The sequence below is a fragment of the uncultured Sphingomonas sp. genome, assembly GCF_964244235.1.
Lineage (GTDB): Bacteria > Pseudomonadota > Alphaproteobacteria > Sphingomonadales > Sphingomonadaceae > Sphingomonas.
In genome coordinates, this window is sequence record NZ_CAXTII010000063.1 from 1 (window position 1) to 16,666 (window position 16,666).

General features: G+C 67.3%; 20 protein-coding genes. 18 read left to right on the plus strand and 2 right to left on the minus strand.

Annotation, left to right across the window (positions count from 1 at the left end; all coding sequences use genetic code 11):
* Window positions 1-187: 187 nt before the first annotated feature.
* From hemE to ACFE7D_RS10875, 18 genes are all read left to right on the plus strand, one after another.
* Window positions 188-1,222: a uroporphyrinogen decarboxylase gene (gene hemE, locus ACFE7D_RS10790; protein WP_375395440.1), complete on the plus strand. Its 1,035-nt coding sequence runs from the start codon at window positions 188-190 to the stop codon at window positions 1,220-1,222.
* Entirely contained in the window at window positions 1,219-1,680 is a 462-nt protein-coding gene (locus ACFE7D_RS10795) for a CopD family protein (RefSeq protein ID WP_375395421.1), read from the plus strand. The genes hemE and ACFE7D_RS10795 overlap by 4 nt, the downstream gene beginning before the upstream one ends.
* A 212-nt stretch (window positions 1,681-1,892) precedes the next feature.
* Entirely contained in the window at window positions 1,893-3,149 is a 1,257-nt protein-coding gene (rho, locus tag ACFE7D_RS10800; protein ID WP_375395422.1) for a transcription termination factor Rho, read from the plus strand.
* Window positions 3,150-3,327: 178 nt separating this feature from the next.
* Window positions 3,328-4,011 carry a YjbE family putative metal transport protein gene (locus ACFE7D_RS10805; protein ID WP_375395423.1) on the plus strand — a complete coding sequence of 228 codons (684 nt, stop codon included), beginning with the start codon at window positions 3,328-3,330 and terminating at the stop codon, window positions 4,009-4,011.
* Between the two features lie 73 nt (window positions 4,012-4,084).
* Window positions 4,085-4,321, plus strand: a complete 237-nt coding sequence (locus ACFE7D_RS10810; protein ID WP_375395424.1) for a DUF6489 family protein — start codon at window positions 4,085-4,087, stop codon at window positions 4,319-4,321.
* A 12-nt stretch (window positions 4,322-4,333) separates the two neighbouring features.
* Entirely contained in the window at window positions 4,334-5,617 is a 1,284-nt protein-coding gene (mnmE, locus tag ACFE7D_RS10815) for a tRNA uridine-5-carboxymethylaminomethyl(34) synthesis GTPase MnmE (RefSeq protein ID WP_375395425.1), read from the plus strand.
* A 55-nt stretch (window positions 5,618-5,672) separates the two neighbouring features.
* A complete protein-coding gene (gene mnmG / locus ACFE7D_RS10820) occupies window positions 5,673-7,505 on the plus strand; it encodes a tRNA uridine-5-carboxymethylaminomethyl(34) synthesis enzyme MnmG (protein ID WP_375395426.1) in 1,833 nt (610 codons plus the stop codon).
* Window positions 7,502-8,110, plus strand: a complete 609-nt coding sequence (rsmG, locus tag ACFE7D_RS10825; protein WP_375395427.1) for a 16S rRNA (guanine(527)-N(7))-methyltransferase RsmG — start codon at window positions 7,502-7,504, stop codon at window positions 8,108-8,110. The genes mnmG and rsmG overlap by 4 nt, the downstream gene beginning before the upstream one ends.
* Window positions 8,107-8,886: a ParA family protein gene (locus ACFE7D_RS10830; RefSeq protein WP_375395428.1), complete on the plus strand. Its 780-nt coding sequence runs from the start codon at window positions 8,107-8,109 to the stop codon at window positions 8,884-8,886. Before rsmG ends, ACFE7D_RS10830 begins: the two co-directional genes overlap by 4 nt.
* Window positions 8,883-9,773 carry a ParB/RepB/Spo0J family partition protein gene (locus tag ACFE7D_RS10835; protein WP_375395429.1) on the plus strand — a complete coding sequence of 297 codons (891 nt, stop codon included), beginning with the start codon at window positions 8,883-8,885 and terminating at the stop codon, window positions 9,771-9,773. The genes ACFE7D_RS10830 and ACFE7D_RS10835 overlap by 4 nt, the downstream gene beginning before the upstream one ends.
* 116 nt (window positions 9,774-9,889) lie before the next feature.
* Complete coding sequence (locus ACFE7D_RS10840; protein ID WP_375395430.1) at window positions 9,890-10,294, plus strand: hypothetical protein; 405 nt, start codon at window positions 9,890-9,892, stop codon at window positions 10,292-10,294.
* A complete protein-coding gene (locus tag ACFE7D_RS10845) occupies window positions 10,291-10,500 on the plus strand; it encodes a helix-turn-helix transcriptional regulator (RefSeq protein ID WP_375395431.1) in 210 nt (69 codons plus the stop codon). The genes ACFE7D_RS10840 and ACFE7D_RS10845 overlap by 4 nt, the downstream gene beginning before the upstream one ends.
* Complete coding sequence (locus tag ACFE7D_RS10850) at window positions 10,497-11,402, plus strand: alpha/beta fold hydrolase (protein ID WP_375395432.1); 906 nt, start codon at window positions 10,497-10,499, stop codon at window positions 11,400-11,402. Before ACFE7D_RS10845 ends, ACFE7D_RS10850 begins: the two co-directional genes overlap by 4 nt.
* 50 nt (window positions 11,403-11,452) lie before the next feature.
* Complete coding sequence (locus ACFE7D_RS10855; RefSeq protein WP_375395433.1) at window positions 11,453-12,178, plus strand: alpha/beta hydrolase; 726 nt, start codon at window positions 11,453-11,455, stop codon at window positions 12,176-12,178.
* A complete protein-coding gene (locus tag ACFE7D_RS10860) occupies window positions 12,175-13,008 on the plus strand; it encodes a tetratricopeptide repeat protein (RefSeq protein ID WP_375395434.1) in 834 nt (277 codons plus the stop codon). The genes ACFE7D_RS10855 and ACFE7D_RS10860 overlap by 4 nt, the downstream gene beginning before the upstream one ends.
* Before the next feature lie 69 nt (window positions 13,009-13,077).
* A complete protein-coding gene (locus ACFE7D_RS10865) occupies window positions 13,078-13,512 on the plus strand; it encodes a VOC family protein (protein WP_375395435.1) in 435 nt (144 codons plus the stop codon).
* A 1-nt stretch (window position 13,513) separates the two neighbouring features.
* Window positions 13,514-14,242, plus strand: a complete 729-nt coding sequence (gene gloB, locus ACFE7D_RS10870) for a hydroxyacylglutathione hydrolase (protein ID WP_375395436.1) — start codon at window positions 13,514-13,516, stop codon at window positions 14,240-14,242.
* 34 nt (window positions 14,243-14,276) lie between these two features.
* Window positions 14,277-14,702: a hypothetical protein gene (locus ACFE7D_RS10875; protein WP_375395437.1), complete on the plus strand. Its 426-nt coding sequence runs from the start codon at window positions 14,277-14,279 to the stop codon at window positions 14,700-14,702.
* Window position 14,703: 1 nt separating this feature from the next.
* On the opposite strand, the gene hslU is transcribed toward ACFE7D_RS10875, so the two are convergent.
* On the minus strand, window positions 14,704-16,005 hold the full coding sequence (gene hslU / locus ACFE7D_RS10880; RefSeq protein WP_375395438.1) for an ATP-dependent protease ATPase subunit HslU: 1,302 nt from the start codon (window positions 16,003-16,005) through the stop codon (window positions 14,704-14,706).
* A 188-nt stretch (window positions 16,006-16,193) separates the two neighbouring features.
* Window positions 16,194-16,666, minus strand: a 473-nt coding sequence (hslV, locus tag ACFE7D_RS10885) for an ATP-dependent protease subunit HslV (RefSeq protein ID WP_375395439.1), incomplete at its 5' end; no start/stop codon positions are given.

A 16,666-nucleotide genomic window follows, 5' to 3' on the forward strand; every position in this document is an offset into this window, starting at 1 on the left:
ATATCCACATCCGCGTCCACACCCCCGGGTTCCGCGCACAGCATGTGGATAACGGGGACATCATCGGCCCGGCGACGTGCTCGCGCTGTTGGCAAGTCGGGGACGAACGCATAAGCCCCGCTTCGCGCGGTGCAACAACTGCAACATCCTATTTGAATCTCCATTCTATGGCAGAAGGGCCGGGACGCTGACCAACGAACGCGCCAAACCGTTGCTCGCCGTGCTGAGGGGGCACGTCACCGACGTCCCGCCGATATGGTTCATGCGGCAGGCGGGGCGGTATCTCCCGGAATACCGCGTGCTTCGCAGCGAGAAGGGCGGCTTCCTCTCGCTCGCGACCGATCCGGATGCGGCGGCGGAGGTGACGCTGCAGCCGATCCGCCGGTTCGGATTCGACGGCGCGATCCTGTTCTCCGATATCCTGATGGTCCCCTGGTCGCTCGGCCAGGATCTGCGCTTCGGCGTTGGCGAGGGGCCGCGGCTGACCCCACCGCTCGCCGACAGCCTCCTGGAGAACCTGAGCGACGCCGTAGCGCGGCTCGACCCGGTCTATGCGGCCGTCCGCGCGGTTGCCGGGATACTGCCGCCTCAGACCACGTTTCTGGGGTTCGCCGGATCGCCGTGGACGGTCGCGACATACATGGTCGCCGGGCAGGGGAGCCGCGATCAGCAGGAGACGCGGCGCTTCGCCTATGGCGACGAGGCCGGGTTCGCGGCGATCGTCGACGCGATCGCGGCGCGGACGATCGACTATCTGTCCGGACAGATCGCGGCGGGGGTGGAGGCGGTGCAATTGTTCGACAGCTGGTCGGGGAGTCTCAGCCCGCAGCAGTTCGAACGCTGGGTCATCGCGCCGACCGCGAAGATCGTCGACGCCTTGCGTGCGCGTCATCCGGACACGCCGATCATCGGCTTCCCCAAGGGTGCGGGCGGCAAGCTGCCCGCCTATGCGCGCGAGACGGGTGTCGATGCGATCGGCGTGGACGAGACGGTCGATCCCGAATGGGCGCATGCCTCGCTGCCGTCGGGGATGCCGGTACAGGGCAATCTCGATCCGCTGGCACTGATCGCGGGCGGCACGACGCTGGATCATGCGGTCGACCGGGTGGTTGCGGCGTTCGCCGGGCGACCGCATGTGTTCAACCTGGGCCACGGCATATTGCAGGACACGCCGATCGCGCATGTCGAACAGGCGCTGGCGCGCGTGAGGAGCGGACGATGACGGGATTTCTGGGCGCGGCCTATGACTGGGTGAAGGCGGCGCATCTGATTTTCGTCATCTTCTGGATGGCCGGGTTGTTCATGCTGCCGCGCTACCTCGTATATCATCAGGAGGCGCTGGCCGCCGGGCAGACTGCGGAAGCCACCGCCTGGGTGTCGCGCGAGGCCAAGATCCGTCACATCATCCTGACGCCGGCGCTGGCGATCGTATGGATCGTGGGTATCGCCCTGGCGCTCAACCTGGGGATCGCGAGCGGACAGCCGGGGCTCGGATGGCTCCACGCCAAATTGCTGCTGGTCGTGATCCTGAGCGGCTATCACGGCTGGGCGGTCGGCTATGCGCGAAAGCTCGCGGCGGGGAAGCCGACGCTGACGGGCAAGACGCTCCGGATGCTCAACGAGATACCGGCGTTGATGGTGACACTGATCGTGATCCTGGTGATCGTGAAGCCGTTCTGATCCGAATGCGGCCTGGACCGGCGCAGCTGGGCCGGGACTCGCATCGGATGGCCGGACCCGCTTGACTTGAGCGTAGGTGGGTCGTAGTTCGGTAAGGAAACCAGCGCGGCGTCCTGCCGCGCCGTTGCCTGAGCCTTACCCGCTTTGCTGCGATAGCGCCTCCCAGGCGCTGCAACTTTCCACCGATACGCCCAAGCGCCCGGAAACTATCCATGCATCTCAGAGACCTGAAGAAGAAAACCCCCGCCGAGCTGGTCAGCATGGCGGAAGAACTGGGTGTCGAAAGCGCCTCCACGCTGCGCAAGCAGGACCTGTTGTTCGCGATCCTGAAAGTCCAGGCGGAGAATGGCGACCAGATCATGGGCCTCGGCACGATCGAGGTCATGCAGGACGGCTTCGGCTTCCTGCGTTCGCCCGAGGCAAATTATCTTGCCGGGCCCGACGATATCTACATCTCGCCCAACCAGGTCAGGAAGCATGGGCTTCGTACCGGCGACACGGTCGAGGGCGAGATCCGCGGGCCGAAGGACGGCGAACGCTATTTCGCGCTGATCCGGCTGACGACCGTCAATTTCGACGACCCCGATGCGGTGCGCCACCGCGTCAATTTCGACAATCTGACGCCGCTCTATCCCGAATCGAAGCTGACGCTCGACTGTGTCGATCCGACGCAGAAGGACAAGTCGGCGCGCGTCATCGACATCGTCAGCCCGCAAGGGAAAGGCCAGCGCACGCTGATCGTCGCGCCCCCGCGCGTCGGCAAGACGGTGATGCTGCAGAACATCGCCAAGGCGATCACCGAGAACCATCCCGAGGTCTTCCTGATCGTTCTGCTGATCGACGAACGGCCGGAGGAAGTGACCGACATGCAGCGCAGCGTGAAGGGCGAGGTGGTCAGCTCGACTTTCGACGAACCCGCGCAGCGCCACGTCCAGGTCGCCGAGATGGTGATTGAGAAAGCCAAGCGGCTGGTCGAGCACAAGAAGGACGTCGTGATCCTGCTCGACTCGATCACGCGTCTCGGCCGCGCCTACAACACCGTCGTGCCGTCGTCGGGCAAGGTGCTGACCGGCGGCGTCGATGCCAACGCGCTGCAGCGCCCCAAGCGCTTCTTCGGTGCGGCGCGCAATATCGAGGAGGGCGGGTCGCTGTCGATCATCGCGACCGCGCTGATCGACACCGGCAGCCGGATGGACGAGGTGATCTTCGAGGAATTCAAGGGCACCGGCAATTCGGAGATCGTGCTCGACCGCAAGGTGGCGGACAAGCGCATCTTCCCCGCGCTCGACGTCGGCAAGTCGGGCACGCGCAAGGAGGAGTTGCTGGTCGACAAGGCCAAGCTGTCCAAGATGTGGGTCCTGCGCCGGATCCTCATGCAGATGGGCACCATCGACGCGATGGAGTTCCTGCTCGACAAGATGAAGGATTCGAAGACCAACGAGAATTTCTTCGACAGCATGAATCAATAACCGAGTGCGAGTCCTGCCGCGTGCCGCGGCAGGACTCGCACTCGGTTCGGCCGGCGGGTCCACGACCCGGCCGACGACACGGGCTTTGCCCGTGTCCCTTCCGTCAGTCTCCCCTCCCGCTCGCGGGAGGGGGAGCAGAAGAATTCCGCTTCCCGGCAAATCCCGCTACCACCGCCCGATGATCCTCCCCCTCCTTGCCGCCGCTGCCACCCCGGCCACCATCTGGCACCATATGCTCGCGGATTATATCGACCTCGGCAGCCCGGCGGCGATCGCCGCGCTGATGCAGGTCCTGATGATCGATGTCGTGCTTGCGGGCGACAATGCGATCGTCGTCGGTGCGCTGGCGGCGGGTCTGCCGCCGGCGCAGCGCCGGCGCGTCATCATGATCGGCATTCTCGCCGCCCTGGTTCTGCGGATCGTGTTCGCGCTGGGGGTCAGCTGGTTGCTGCAACTGATCGGGCTGATCTTCGCCGGGGGTATCCTGCTGTTATGGGTCGCGTGGAAGATGTGGCGTGAACTCCGCCGCGGCGGTGCGCTCGGGAACCATGAGGCGACGGGGGTGCAGCCGGCGAAGAGCTTCCTTGCGGCAGCGGTCTCGGTCGCGCTCGCCGACGTGTCGATGAGCCTCGACAATGTGCTGGCGGTCGCAGGGGCCGCGCGCGCGCATCCCGGCATCCTCGTGCTCGGCCTGTTGCTGTCGGTCGCGCTGATGGGCATCGCCGCCAACCTGATCGCGCGGTATATCGAACGCTATCGCTGGATCGCCTATGTCGGCCTGACCGTCATCCTGGTCGTGGCGGTGCGGATGATCCATGACGGGTTGACCGATCCGACCGTCGGCGTGCTGACAATGTTCTGATTCGGACGCCGCTTGCGATCGGGTCGCCCGGACGCGCATAGCGTGACGGTATGAGGATAGAGGGGCAGAGCCGATGAAACTGAATGTCGAGATCGAATGCACACCCGAAGAAGCGCGCGCCGCGATCGGGTTGCCGGACCTGACCGTCGTCCATGAACGCTATACCGGGATGCTGCTCGATACGATGGCGGGCGGGGTGAAGCCCGAGATGGTCGAGTCGATGATGCGCAACTGGTCGCCGATGGGCGAGGCCGGGATGCAATTCTGGAAACGGCTGATGGACGGCACGGCCGCACGGACCGGCGGCTGATTCGCACGGCCGATGCAGGACACGATCTTCGCGCTGTCGAGTGGGCGTCCACCCGCCGCGATCGCGATCGTCAGGATCAGCGGACCGCACGCGGTCGAGGCCGCGACCGCGCTGGCGGGGCCCTTGCCGCCGCCGCGCCGTGCGGGATTACGGCGGTTGCGGGCGGCGGATGGCCAGGCGCTGGACGATGCGCTGGTGCTGGTGTTTCCAGGTCCGGCGACCGCGACGGGTGAGGATCTGGTCGAGCTGCATTGTCATGGCGGTCGCGCCGTCGTGGCCGGGATCGAGGCGGCGCTGGGGGCTTCAGCCGGGTTGCGATTGGCGGAATCGGGGGAGTTCACCCGGCGGGCGCTGACCAATGGCCGGATCGATCTGGCTGAGGCGGAGGGGCTCGGCGATCTGCTCGCCGCGCAGACCGAGGGGCAGCGGGTTGCGGCGCTTGCGGCTGCGGAGGGGCGGGTCAGTCGAGCGGTACGGGCCTGGCTGGCCGCGATCGCCACGTTGTCGGCGCGAGTCGAGGCGGTGCTCGATTTTTCGGACGAGGGCGATGTGGCGGACGACGATGCGGTGCTCGCCGCGGTCGCGCGCGACATGGCGGCGCTTGGCGACGCGATCGATGCGGTGCTCGCCGCGCCACCCGTCGAGCGATTGCATGACGGCATCCGCGTCGTGCTCGCAGGGCCGCCCAACGCCGGCAAGTCGACGCTGCTGAACCTTCTGGCAGGCCGCGATGCGGCGATCGTCTCGCCGATATCGGGTACGACGCGCGACCGGATCGAGGTGCCGGTCGTGCGGGCGGGAATCGCCTATCTGCTGACCGATACCGCAGGACTGGCAGATGCGACCGACGATCCGGTCGAAGCGATCGGGATCGAACGCGCGACCGCGGCGATGGCGGCGGCAGACCTGTTGGTGTGGCTCGGCGACGATGATCCCCCTCGAAAAGCGGCGATCGTCGTCCAGCCGCGCGCCGATCTGCCCGGTCGTGGACGATTGCGCGCGGGGGGCGATCTGCTGGTATCGCAGGCCGATGTCGGATCGATCGAGCGATTATGGGCGGTTCTGGGGGAACGTGCCGCGGCGTTGCTGCCACGCCGCGATGCGGTGGCCTTGCGCGAGCGGCAGCGTGGACTGTGTGCGGCCGCGCGCGATGATCTCAGTACGACGACGACGGACGCGCTGGTGATGGCGGAGCATTTGCGGCGGGCGCACCGGTCGCTTGCGGCGATCCTTGGCATCGATGCGACCGAAGCAATGCTGGATGCCTTGTTCTCGGGATTCTGTCTTGGCAAGTGATGTTCCACGTGGAACATCTTTGACCCGCTTGCGGCTGATGCCTTAGGCGAATGCGATGTACGACGTCATCGTCATCGGAGCCGGCCATGCCGGGGTCGAGGCTGCAGCCGCGGCGGCGCGGCGCGGTGCGCGGACATTCCTGCTCACCTTCGACCGCATGCGCGTCGGGGCGATGTCGTGCAACCCGGCGATCGGCGGTCTCGGCAAGGGTCATATCGTCCGCGAGGTCGATGCGTTCGACGGGTTGATCGCGCGTGCGGCGGATGCGGCGGCGATCCACTACCGGATGCTCAACCGGAGCAAGGGCACCGCCGTTCAGGGTCCGCGCGTCCAGGCCGACCGGCGACGTTACGCGGGCGCGATCGAGAAGATGCTCGCGGCGCAACCAGGTCTCGACATCGGCGAGGGCGAAGCGGTCGGCTTGTCGGTTCGGGGCGATACCGTACGCGGGGTCGTGCTGGCCGACGACACGATCGTCGCCGGCCGGACGGTCGTGCTGGCGACGGGGACGTTTCTCGGCGCGCGAATCTACCGCGGCGACGAGCGGGAGGAGTCCGGGCGGATCGGCGAACGCGCGGCGACGCCATTGGCAGCGCAGTTGCGCGCGCTTGGCCTGCCGATGGCGCGGCTGAAGACCGGAACGCCGCCGCGGCTCGACGGGCGGACGATCGACTGGGGGGCATTGGCGGAGCAGCCATCGGATACCGAGCCATGGACGATGTCGCCGATGACGACGCGTAGGGCATTGCCGCAATTGTCCTGCGCGGTGACTCGCACCAACGCCGCGACGCACGCGATCATCGCCGCCGCATTCGATCGATCGCCCCTGTTCACCGGCGCGATCGACGGGCAGGGGCCGCGTTATTGCCCGTCGATCGAAGACAAGGTGAAGCGGTTCGGCGACCGCGACGGGCATCAGATATTCCTCGAGCCGGAAGGGCTGGACGATCATTTGATCTATCCCAACGGCCTGTCGACCTCGCTGCCGAGCGACGTACAGGCGGCGATGATTGCGAGCATCGCCGGGCTGGAGCGGGCTGCCATCATGGTGCCGGGCTATGCGGTCGAATATGATCATATCGACCCGCGTGCGCTGGACCACCGGCTGGCGCTTGGCGCGATCGGGGGAGTGTTCTGCGCAGGGCAGATCAACGGCACGACGGGGTATGAGGAGGCGGCGGGGCAGGGGCTGGTGGCGGGGCTGAACGCCGCGGCACGCGCGTTGGGCGAAACGCCGGTCATTCTCGACCGGGCGTCGAGCTATACCGGCGTCATGATCGACGATCTGGTCCTGCAGGGCGTGACCGAGCCTTACCGGATGCTGACCGCGCGCGCCGAATATCGGCTGAGCCTGCGATCGGACAATGCGGAGACGCGGTTGGGCGGGGTTGCGACCGCGGCGGGCTGTCTGGGACCGGACCGGATCGCGCATCAGCAGCATCGGCGCGCGGCGAAGGCGGCGGCGCGGGCGGCGCTCGATCACTCGATCACGGCGTCGGCGCTGGTCGATCGCGGGGCCGGTGTCGGACTGGACGGCGCGCGGCGGACGGCGTTCGAATGGCTTCGCTTCGATGGCGTCTCCCTGGCGCACGTTGCGCCGGCGGGAACCCTGGCGGACGCCGACGTCATGGCCGAACTCTTCGAAGATGCGCGTTATGCGCCGTATCTCGACCGTCAGGCGGAGGAGATCGATCGCCTGCGCCGCGACGAGGGTGTCATGTTGGCCGCCGATATCGACTTTGCAGCGATCCCGGGATTGTCGAACGAGATGGTCGACCGGCTCGGCAGTGCGCGGCCGCCGTCCCTGGCGGCGGCATCGCGTATCCGTGGCGTAACCCCGGCGGCACTGTCGGCGATCCTGCTTCACGCCCGCCGCCGCGCCGCGTGACGGAGGACGAGGCCAGGACAATCCTGCGCACGCGGTTCGGCCCGGCGGCAGAGGCCAGGCTCGAGGCATTCGCGGCGATGGTCGTCGCGGAGAATGCTGCGCAAAACCTGATCGCGCCATCGACGATCGCTCGGATATGGGATCGGCATATCCTCGACTCGCTGCAATTGGTGGCGCTCGCACCCCGCGGGCGGTGGCTGGATATCGGGACCGGCGGCGGGTTTCCGGGGCTGGCGGTGGCGATCGCGACCGATCTGCCGATGACGCTGATCGAGCCGCGCAAGCGGCGGGCGCAGTTCCTGTCCGACTGCGTCGATCGACTGGAACTGGGCGACCGCGTCAACGTCGTCGGGACCCGGGTCGCGAACGTGGATGTCACCGCGGATGTGATCTCTGCCCGCGCGGTCGGGTCGGTGGGCGCTTTGCTCGCCTGGGCGTATCATTGTGCGACACCGACGACGCGCTGGTTGCTTCCCCGGGGCAAGATGGATTATCCCGTGCTGCAGGCGGCAGAGGGAAAATGGCATTTCATGTTCCACGTGGAACAAAGCCTCACCGACCCCGAGTCGCGAATCCTGATCCTGGACGGAGTGAGACCGCGATGATCTGCATTGCGGTGGCGAACCAGAAAGGCGGGGTTGGGAAGACCACCAGCGCGATCAACGTCGCGACCGCGCTGGCGGCGACTGGCTCGCACGTATTGCTGATCGATCTCGATCCGCAGGGCAACGCGTCGACCGGTCTGGGCGTGCCGCATTCCACCCGCAAGCAATCGAGCTACGACGTGCTGATTGGCGAGTCGAGCATCGACGCCGCGACGGTGGCGACCCGGGTGCCGCGGCTCGATCTGCTGCCGGCGACGGTCGATCTGTCGGGCGCAGAGATCGAGCTGGTCGAGTTCGACGCACGCACGCACCGGCTGGATGCGGCGATCAAGGCATCCAGCGCGCGGTGGGACATCGTGATGATCGATTGCCCGCCGTCGCTCGGGCTGTTGACGATCAACGCGATGGTCGCGGCGGATTCGCTGCTGGTGCCGCTGCAATGCGAGTTCTTCGCGCTGGAGGGACTGTCGCAATTGCTGAGCACGGTCGAGCGGATCCGGGCGCGGTTCAACCCGGGATTGTCGATCCTCGGCGTGGCGCTGACGATGTACGACCGGCGCAACCGGTTGACCGAGCAGGTGTCGATCGATGTCCGCGCGGTGCTTGGCGGTGTCGTGTTCGATACCGTCATCCCGCGCAACGTCCGCCTGTCCGAAGCGCCGAGCCACGGACTGCCCGCGCTCATCTACGATCATCGCTGTTCGGGGTCGGAGGCGTACATCGCGCTCGCCCGCGAACTCATCGCGCGGCTGCCCGTGCCGGCGAAGGCGGCATGACCGACAAGCGCGCGCGCCCCGGGCTCGGCCGCGGTCTGAACGCGCTGCTCGGCGAGATCGCGCGCGAACAGCCGGTAATGCCGGGGTCGATTGCATCGCCCGGTGTACGGATGCTGCCGGTCGGGTCGCTGTCACCGCATCCGAACCAGCCGCGGCGGCGCTTCGACGAGGCGCTGCTCGACGAACTCGCGGCCTCGATCGCATCGCGCGGGCTGATCCAGCCGATCGTCGTCCGGCCCTATCAGCATGGCTATCAGATCGTCGCGGGCGAACGTCGCTGGCGCGCGGCGCAGCGGGCGCGGTTGCACGAGGTGCCGGTCGTCGTCCGCGAGCTGAACGATTCCGAAACGCTCGAGATCGCGCTCGTCGAGAATATCCAGCGCCAGGACCTGAACGCGATCGAGGAGGCGCAGGCCTATCAGCGGCTGGCGGGCGATTACGGGCATACCCAGGACGCGCTGGCCAAGATCGTCCATAAATCGCGCAGTCACGTCGCCAATCTGTTGCGGCTGCTCGAATTGCCCGAGCCGGTGCAGGCCCGCGTGGTCGAGGGGACGTTGTCGATGGGTCACGCGCGCGCGCTGCTCGGGGCGCGCGATATCGAGGCGCTGGCGGACCAGGTCGTCGCGCGCCAATTGTCGGTGCGCGAAACCGAAAAGCTCGCGCGCGACATGAAGATGGGGCGCGCACGGGCGGCGGCTGCGCGCACGCGCACCATCGACGCCCCCAATGCCGACATCACCGCGCTGGAAGGGCAGCTCGCCGACCTGCTCGGCCTGTCGGTGCGAATCGCGCATGCCGACAAGGGCGGTACGCTGTCGCTTGGCTATTCGACGCTCGACCAGCTCGACATGCTGTGCCAGCGGCTGACGGGCGAGACGATCTGACGTCCGTATATATATCCTGATACCTGACAACCGCCGCAGTCATAATGTAATGTACGCTTGACTACTGGCAACGCGTTGTGTAAACCATGCTTGACTCTAGGACGGGGATACTTGTCATGGTTAATCCGGCACAGCGGCGCTACAATCGGCGGATCATCGCGCTCGGCATCGTTTACGCGCTCCTGCTCTTCGGCGCGGTCGCGCTGTTCGTCGCGCATCTGCTGCACGGGGCGCTGGCCTATGTCGTCGCCATCCTGCCGTCGCTGCCTATCGTCGGGATGTTCGTGGCCATCGGCCGGTATCTGGTCGAGGAAACCGACGAATATATCCGCGACTGGTTCGTTCGCCAGGCGCTGATCGCGACCGGCTTTTCGCTGAGCATCGCGACCGTCTGGGGATTTCTCGAGAATTTCGATCTCGTCCCGCATGTCTATGCCTATTACGCCGCGATCCTGTGGTTCGCGGGACTCGGCGTCGGGTCGTGCGCGAACGCTCTGCTGTCGCGCCGGTCGCGGGCATGAAGAACCGCCTCAAGGTCCTGCGCGCCGAGCGTGACTGGAGCCAGGGCGATCTCGCCGAGCGGCTCCAGGTCTCGCGCCAGAGCGTCAATGCGATCGAGACGGGGAAATACGACCCGTCGCTGCCGCTCGCGTTCCGGATCGCCGAATTGTTCGACCGCGCGATCGAAGACATCTTTGCCAGTCCGTCCAGGGGAGAATTGAAATGATCCGTCATTGGCCGCTCCGTATCGCCGCCGGCGTGCTCGCGCCGTTGCTGCTTCTGCATCCCGTGCCGAGCCATGCGCGTGCCATCGCCTTGCCGGAGGAAACGCGGCTTGCGCATATCTCGGTCGTGAAGATCGGGCACGGCGACCCCGTCGTGCTGATCCCCGGCCTGTCGAGTCCACGCTATGTGTGGGACGGGGTCGCGCCCGATCTGGCGCGGACGCACACCGTATATCTGGTACAGATCAACGGCTTCGCGGGCGATGCGCCGGGGGCCAATATCACGCCCGGCCTGCTGGAGGGGATCGTCGCCGATCTCGATACGTATCTGGCGCGCGAGAAGGCGGGCGCGGTACCGGTCGTCGGGCATTCGCTGGGCGGCCTGGTCGCGCTGATGACGGCGCGGGCGCATCCGGCGCGGGTGTCGCGGCTGATGATCGTCGATTCGCTCCCCTATATCGGGCTGCTGTTCTCACCGGCGGCAACGGTGCCGCTGGTCGAGCCGCAGGCGAAGACGATGCGCAACGCGATCGCCGCGACCTATGGCAAGCCCGCCGACCCCGACGCGGCGGAGCGTACCGCGAACAGCCTGGCACTGAAGCCCGGCTCGCGTGCCGCGGTGAAGGCCTATGCGATGGCCGCCGATCCGCGAGTCACGGCCGAGGCGCTGTACGAGGACATGACGACCGACCTTCGTCCCGATCTGCCGCGGATCGCGGTGCCGATTACCCTCGTCTATCCCGCGCCCGCCGCCGGGCCGGATCGTGGCGAGACGCTGTACAAGGGCGCTTATGCCACCGCTCCGCATGTCGTGTTCGTGCCGATCGCGGACAGCGCGCATTTCGTGATGCTTGACCAGCCCGCCGCCTTCCGCGCCGCGCTCGATGCGTTCCTCGCCGCCTGATCGGCCGGTCGCGCTTCCGCAGGGCGTGCGATGGCGCTAGCGGAAGCGCGATGACCGACCAGCTGCCCGCCCCGCCGCGCCCGACGCTCGCCTATCATCTGACCGAGGGCACGGGGCCGACGATCGTCTTCCTGCCCGGCTATGCGTCGGACATGCGCGGGGCCAAGGCGCTGGCGCTGGAAGGCTGGGCGAAGGCCGCAGGGCGGGCGTTCCTGCGGTTCGATTATGCGGGTTGCGGCGCGAGCGAAGGCGATTTCGCCGCGCAGACGCTGGCGGACTGGCGCGACGACGTGCTGGCGATGCTGGACGGCCCCGCGGCGGGGCCGTCGGTGCTGGTGGGATCGTCGATGGGTGGGTGGCTGATGCTGCTGGTCGCAAAGGCACGGGCCGAGCAGGTCGTCGGGCTGGTCGGCATCGCCGCCGCGCCCGATTTCACCGATTGGGGCTTCACCACCGACGAGAAAATGCTTTTGCTGACGCAAGGGCGGCTGACGCGCGCCAATCCCTATGGTTCCGAACCGACGCTCTACACGCGCGCGTTCTGGGCATCGGGGGAGGCCAACCGATTGATGTTCGGGGACATCGCGATCGATTGCCCGGTGCGGCTGATCCAGGGCATGGCCGACCGCGACGTGCCCTATCAGCGCGCGATCCGGCTGGCGGAGCTGATCCGTTCAGCGGATGTGCAGTTGACGCTCGTCAAGGACGGCGATCACCGCCTGTCGCGCGATGCCGATATCGCGCGCATGATCGTCGCGGTCGAGGATCTGGTTTGACCCTGCTCGTCCCCCTGCTGCTCGCCGCCGCCACCGCGAAGGCGGGGCCCGTCGACGCGGACGTCGCGCGCTACCAGCATTGCCTGGTCCTGACCCGGACCGATCCGGCCGCGGCGCGCGCGGAGGCGGAGCGGTGGCGCGGTGCGGGCGGCAGCTTCCGTGCGCAGGAATGTGCCGGGCTTGCCAACGCCAGGGACGCCGCCTGGCCGGCGGCGGCAGCGGCGTTCGAGGAGGCGGCGCGGGCCGCGGTCGTCGCGCATGACCGCCATGTCGCCGCCTATTGGGCGGAGGCGGGCAATGCCTGGCTAGCGGCCAGCGAACCGGTCAAGGCGCGCGGTGCGATCGACCGGGCGATCGCGGTCGGCGCGCTGACCGACCTGCCGCTGGGCGAGGCGCAGCTCGATCATGCGCGCGCGTCGGTGGCGATCGGCGATCTGCCGACGGCGCGGACGGATATCGACCATGCGCTGGTGAACGCGTCCGCCGATCCGCTCGCGTGGCTGTTGTCCGCGACGCTTGCGCGGCGGATGGGCGACCAGCCGCGTGCGCGCAAGGACATCGCGCAGGCGTTGAAGCTGTCGTCCGACGACGCCGCGGTGCAGCTGGAGGCGGGCAATCTGTCCGCGCTGGCGGGCGACGAACCGGGCGCGCGGGCGGCCTGGACGCAAGCCGTCCGTCTGTCGCCGGACAGCGCGGCCGGCAGAAGCGCATCGGGTGCGCTGGCGCAGTTCGACGTGCCCGCCGCGACCGCCGCCTCGGTCGGCGCCCGCATGCCGCCCGGCATGGTACCGGCGGCGACCGCCACGCCGCCGCCCGTGGAGCATCGATAGCCCAGGCAGACGCTGGCACGACGCCGCCCGCATCCCTATATTCGGCGCGAACAGCAGCCGGGACGCGCCATGCACTATCTCCACACGATGATCCGCGTCAGCGATCCGGACAAGACGATCGCGTTCTTCGAACTACTTGGGCTAAAGGAAGTGCGGCGGATGGAAAGCGAGAAGGGGCGGTTCACGCTGATCTTCCTCGCCACGCCCGAGGACATGGCGGGCCCCGGGGAGCGCGCACGCGCCGAGGTGGAGCTGACGCATAACTGGGACCCCGAAACCTATGCCGGCGGGCGCAATTTCGGGCATCTCGCCTACCGGGTCGATGATATCTACGCGACGTGCCAGCGGCTGATGGATGGCGGCGTGACGATCAACCGCCCGCCGCGCGATGGCCATATGGCGTTCGTGAAGACCCCCGACGGCATCTCGATCGAGCTGCTCCAGAACGGCCAACTGGTGCCTGCCGAGCCATGGACCTCGATGCCCAATAGCGGGACCTGGTAGGATGGCGCTCGAGATCGTCCGCGTGCCGGTGCTCGGCGACAATTACGCCTGGCTGATCCACGATCCCGAAACCCGCGATACCGTCGCGATCGACCCGGGTGAGGCGCAGCCGGTGCTCGACGCCGCCGCGGCGCGCGGGTGGACGGTGGGGCAGGTCTGGACGACGCATTGGCACCCCGATCACACCGGCGGCAATGCGGCGATGAAGGCGGCGGGCGCGCGGATCACCGGGCCGGCGGCGGAGGCGGACAAGATCGCGACGCTGGACGTTCAGGTTGGCGAGGGCGACACGGTCGCGATCGGCGGGCAGGTCGCGGCGGTGATGCTGGTGCCCGGACATACCGCCGGGCATATCGCCTTCCACCTGGCCGCCGAGCCGGCGATCTTCACCGGCGATACGTTGTTCGCGATGGGGTGCGGCCGATTGTTCGAAGGCACCCCGGCGCAGATGTTCGCGAACATGCAGCGTTATGCGGCGCTGCCCGACGAGACGTTGGTGTATTGCGGGCATGAATATACGCAAGGCAACGGTCGCTACGCCCTGGTCGCGGAGCCCGATAACGCCGCGATCGTCGCGCGGATGACCGTCGTGGACGGCGCGCGGGCACGCGGCGAGGCGACGGTGCCGACGACGATCGGGCAGGAACGCGCGACCAACCCGTTCCTCCGGGCGAACGACGTCGAAAGCTTTGCGGCGATTCGCGTGGGCAAGGATAATTTTCGCGGTTGATGCGCTATATGGCTCGGGGGCGATGGAGATGATGATGCGTAGCCTGATCCTGCCACTGATCGCCGCCGCCGGGCTGGTTGCCTGCACCCAGACCCCCGCCGAAACCGCCCGTGCCGCGGACCGCGAAGCGGGCGAACAGGCGAAGCTTCAACGGCGTCTCGCCGGGCTCGTGCCCGGCAAGCCGCAGTCATGTATCGCCCAGTACGACACCCGCGACGCACAGGTCAGCTCGTACGGCAACACGATCCTCTACACGCTCGGGCGCGATACCGCCTATCGAAGCGATACGTCGGGCGGCTGCTCGGATCTGGGGGGCAGCGGACACAACATATTGGTGACCAAGACGTTCTCCAGCCAGCTATGCCAGGGCGACATCGCGACCACGGTCGACAATTCGTCGCATTTCCAGAGCGGGTCGTGCGGGTTCGGGCCGTTCGTCCGCTATTCGCGGCCGAAATAGCTTACAAAACGAACCGGCTGAGGTCGGTATTGCGCGCGATCGCCGCCAGTTGCCGGTCGACATAGGCCCCGTCCACCGTCACCGGCTCCTTGCGATCCTCCGCGTCGAAGCTGACATCCTCCAGCAATTTCTCCATCACCGTCTGCAACCGCCGCGCACCGATATTCTCGACCGCCGCGTTCACTTCGGCAGCCACGCGGGCGATCGCGGCGATGCCGTCCTCGGTGAAATCGACCGTCACGCCTTCCGTCGCGAGCAGCGCCTTGTATTGCAGCGGCAGCGACGCCTTGGTGTCGGACAGGATCGCGATGAAATCGGCTTCGGTCAGCCCTTTGAGCTCGACGCGGATCGGCAGGCGGCCCTGCAGCTCGGGCAGCAGGTCGCTCGGCTTGGCGACATGGAACGCGCCGGACGCGATGAACAGGACATGGTCGGTCTTCATCGGCCCGTATTTGGTCGAGACCGTCGTCCCCTCGATCAGCGGCAACAGGTCGCGCTGCACGCCCTCCCGGCTGACCGACGCGCCACGCCCGTCGCTGACCGCAATCTTGTCGATCTCGTCGAGGAAGACGATCCCGCTCGCCTCCGCATCCGCCAGCGCCACGCGGGCGACATCGTCCTGGTCGAGGCGCTTGTCGGCCTCCTCCTCGACCAGCTTGTCCCAGGCGGAGCGTACCGACAGCTTGCGTCGCCTGAGATTCTGGCCGGTGCCGAACGCCTTGCCCATCATCTCGCCCAGGTTGATCATCCCGACCTGGCCGCCGCCGCCCGGCATTTCGAACGGCATTTGCGGGGCCTGTTCAAGTTCGATCTCGATCTCGGCCGAGTCGAGATGGCCATCGTCGAAGCGCTGGCGGAAGCTTTCGCGTGTCGCCTGGCTGCTGTCCTTGCCGACCAGCGCGTCGAGCAGGCGGTCCATCGCCGCCTCCTCGGCCTTGTCCCTGACCGCCACCCGGCGGCGTTCGCGCTCCAACCGGATCGCCTCCTCGACCAGATCGCGCGCGATCTGTTCGACGTCGCGGCCGACATAGCCGACTTCGGTGAACTTGGTGGCCTCGACCTTCACGAACGGCGCGTCCGCCAGCTTCGCCAGACGGCGGCTGATCTCGGTTTTCCCGCAACCGGTCGGCCCGATCATCAGGATGTTCTTCGGCGTGACCTCGTCGCGCAGATCGGCGGACAATTGCTGCCGCCGCCATCGGTTACGCATCGCGACCGCGACCGCGCGCTTGGCGTCGGTCTGGCCGATGATATGCGCGTCGAGCGCGGCGACGATGGTCTTCGGGGTAAGGGCGTCGTTCATTCGGTACTCGCTCCCCTCACGCTCGCGGGAGGGGCTGGGGGTGGGCGCTCGCTTCGTCGCGGGCGGTGGTCTTGGAGGAGAGCGAGCGCCCACCCCCGACCAGTTGCAGGTAAATGATGCCCCGCATCATTTAGATCATGCCGGGGGCATGATCGACCTGCAACCCGCACGCGGGAGGGGAGATGGCATTACGTCGTCGCGATCGTCTCCACCGTCAGCCGGTCGTTGGTGTAGACGCACAATTCCGACGCGATGCCCATCGCCTTGCGGCAGATCGTCTCCGCATCCGTCTCGTAATCCGCCAGCGCGCGCGCCGCGGCGAGCGCGTAGTTGCCGCCCGATCCGATCGCGGCGATCCCGGCCTCGGGTTCCAGCACGTCGCCGTTGCCGGTCAGGATCAGCGTGATGTCCTTGTCGGCGACGATCATCATCGCCTCCAGGTTGCGCAGGAACTTGTCGGTCCGCCAGTCCTTGGCAAGTTCGACCGACGCGCGGAGCAACTGGCCCTGATGCGCCTCCAGCTTGCGTTCCAGCCGCTCGAACAAGGTGAACGCATCCGCGGTCGCCCCCGCGAACCCGCCGATCACGCTGCCGTCGCCAAGCCGGCGCACCTTGCGCGCATTGGGTTTCATGACCGTCTGCCCCATCGAGACCTGGCCAT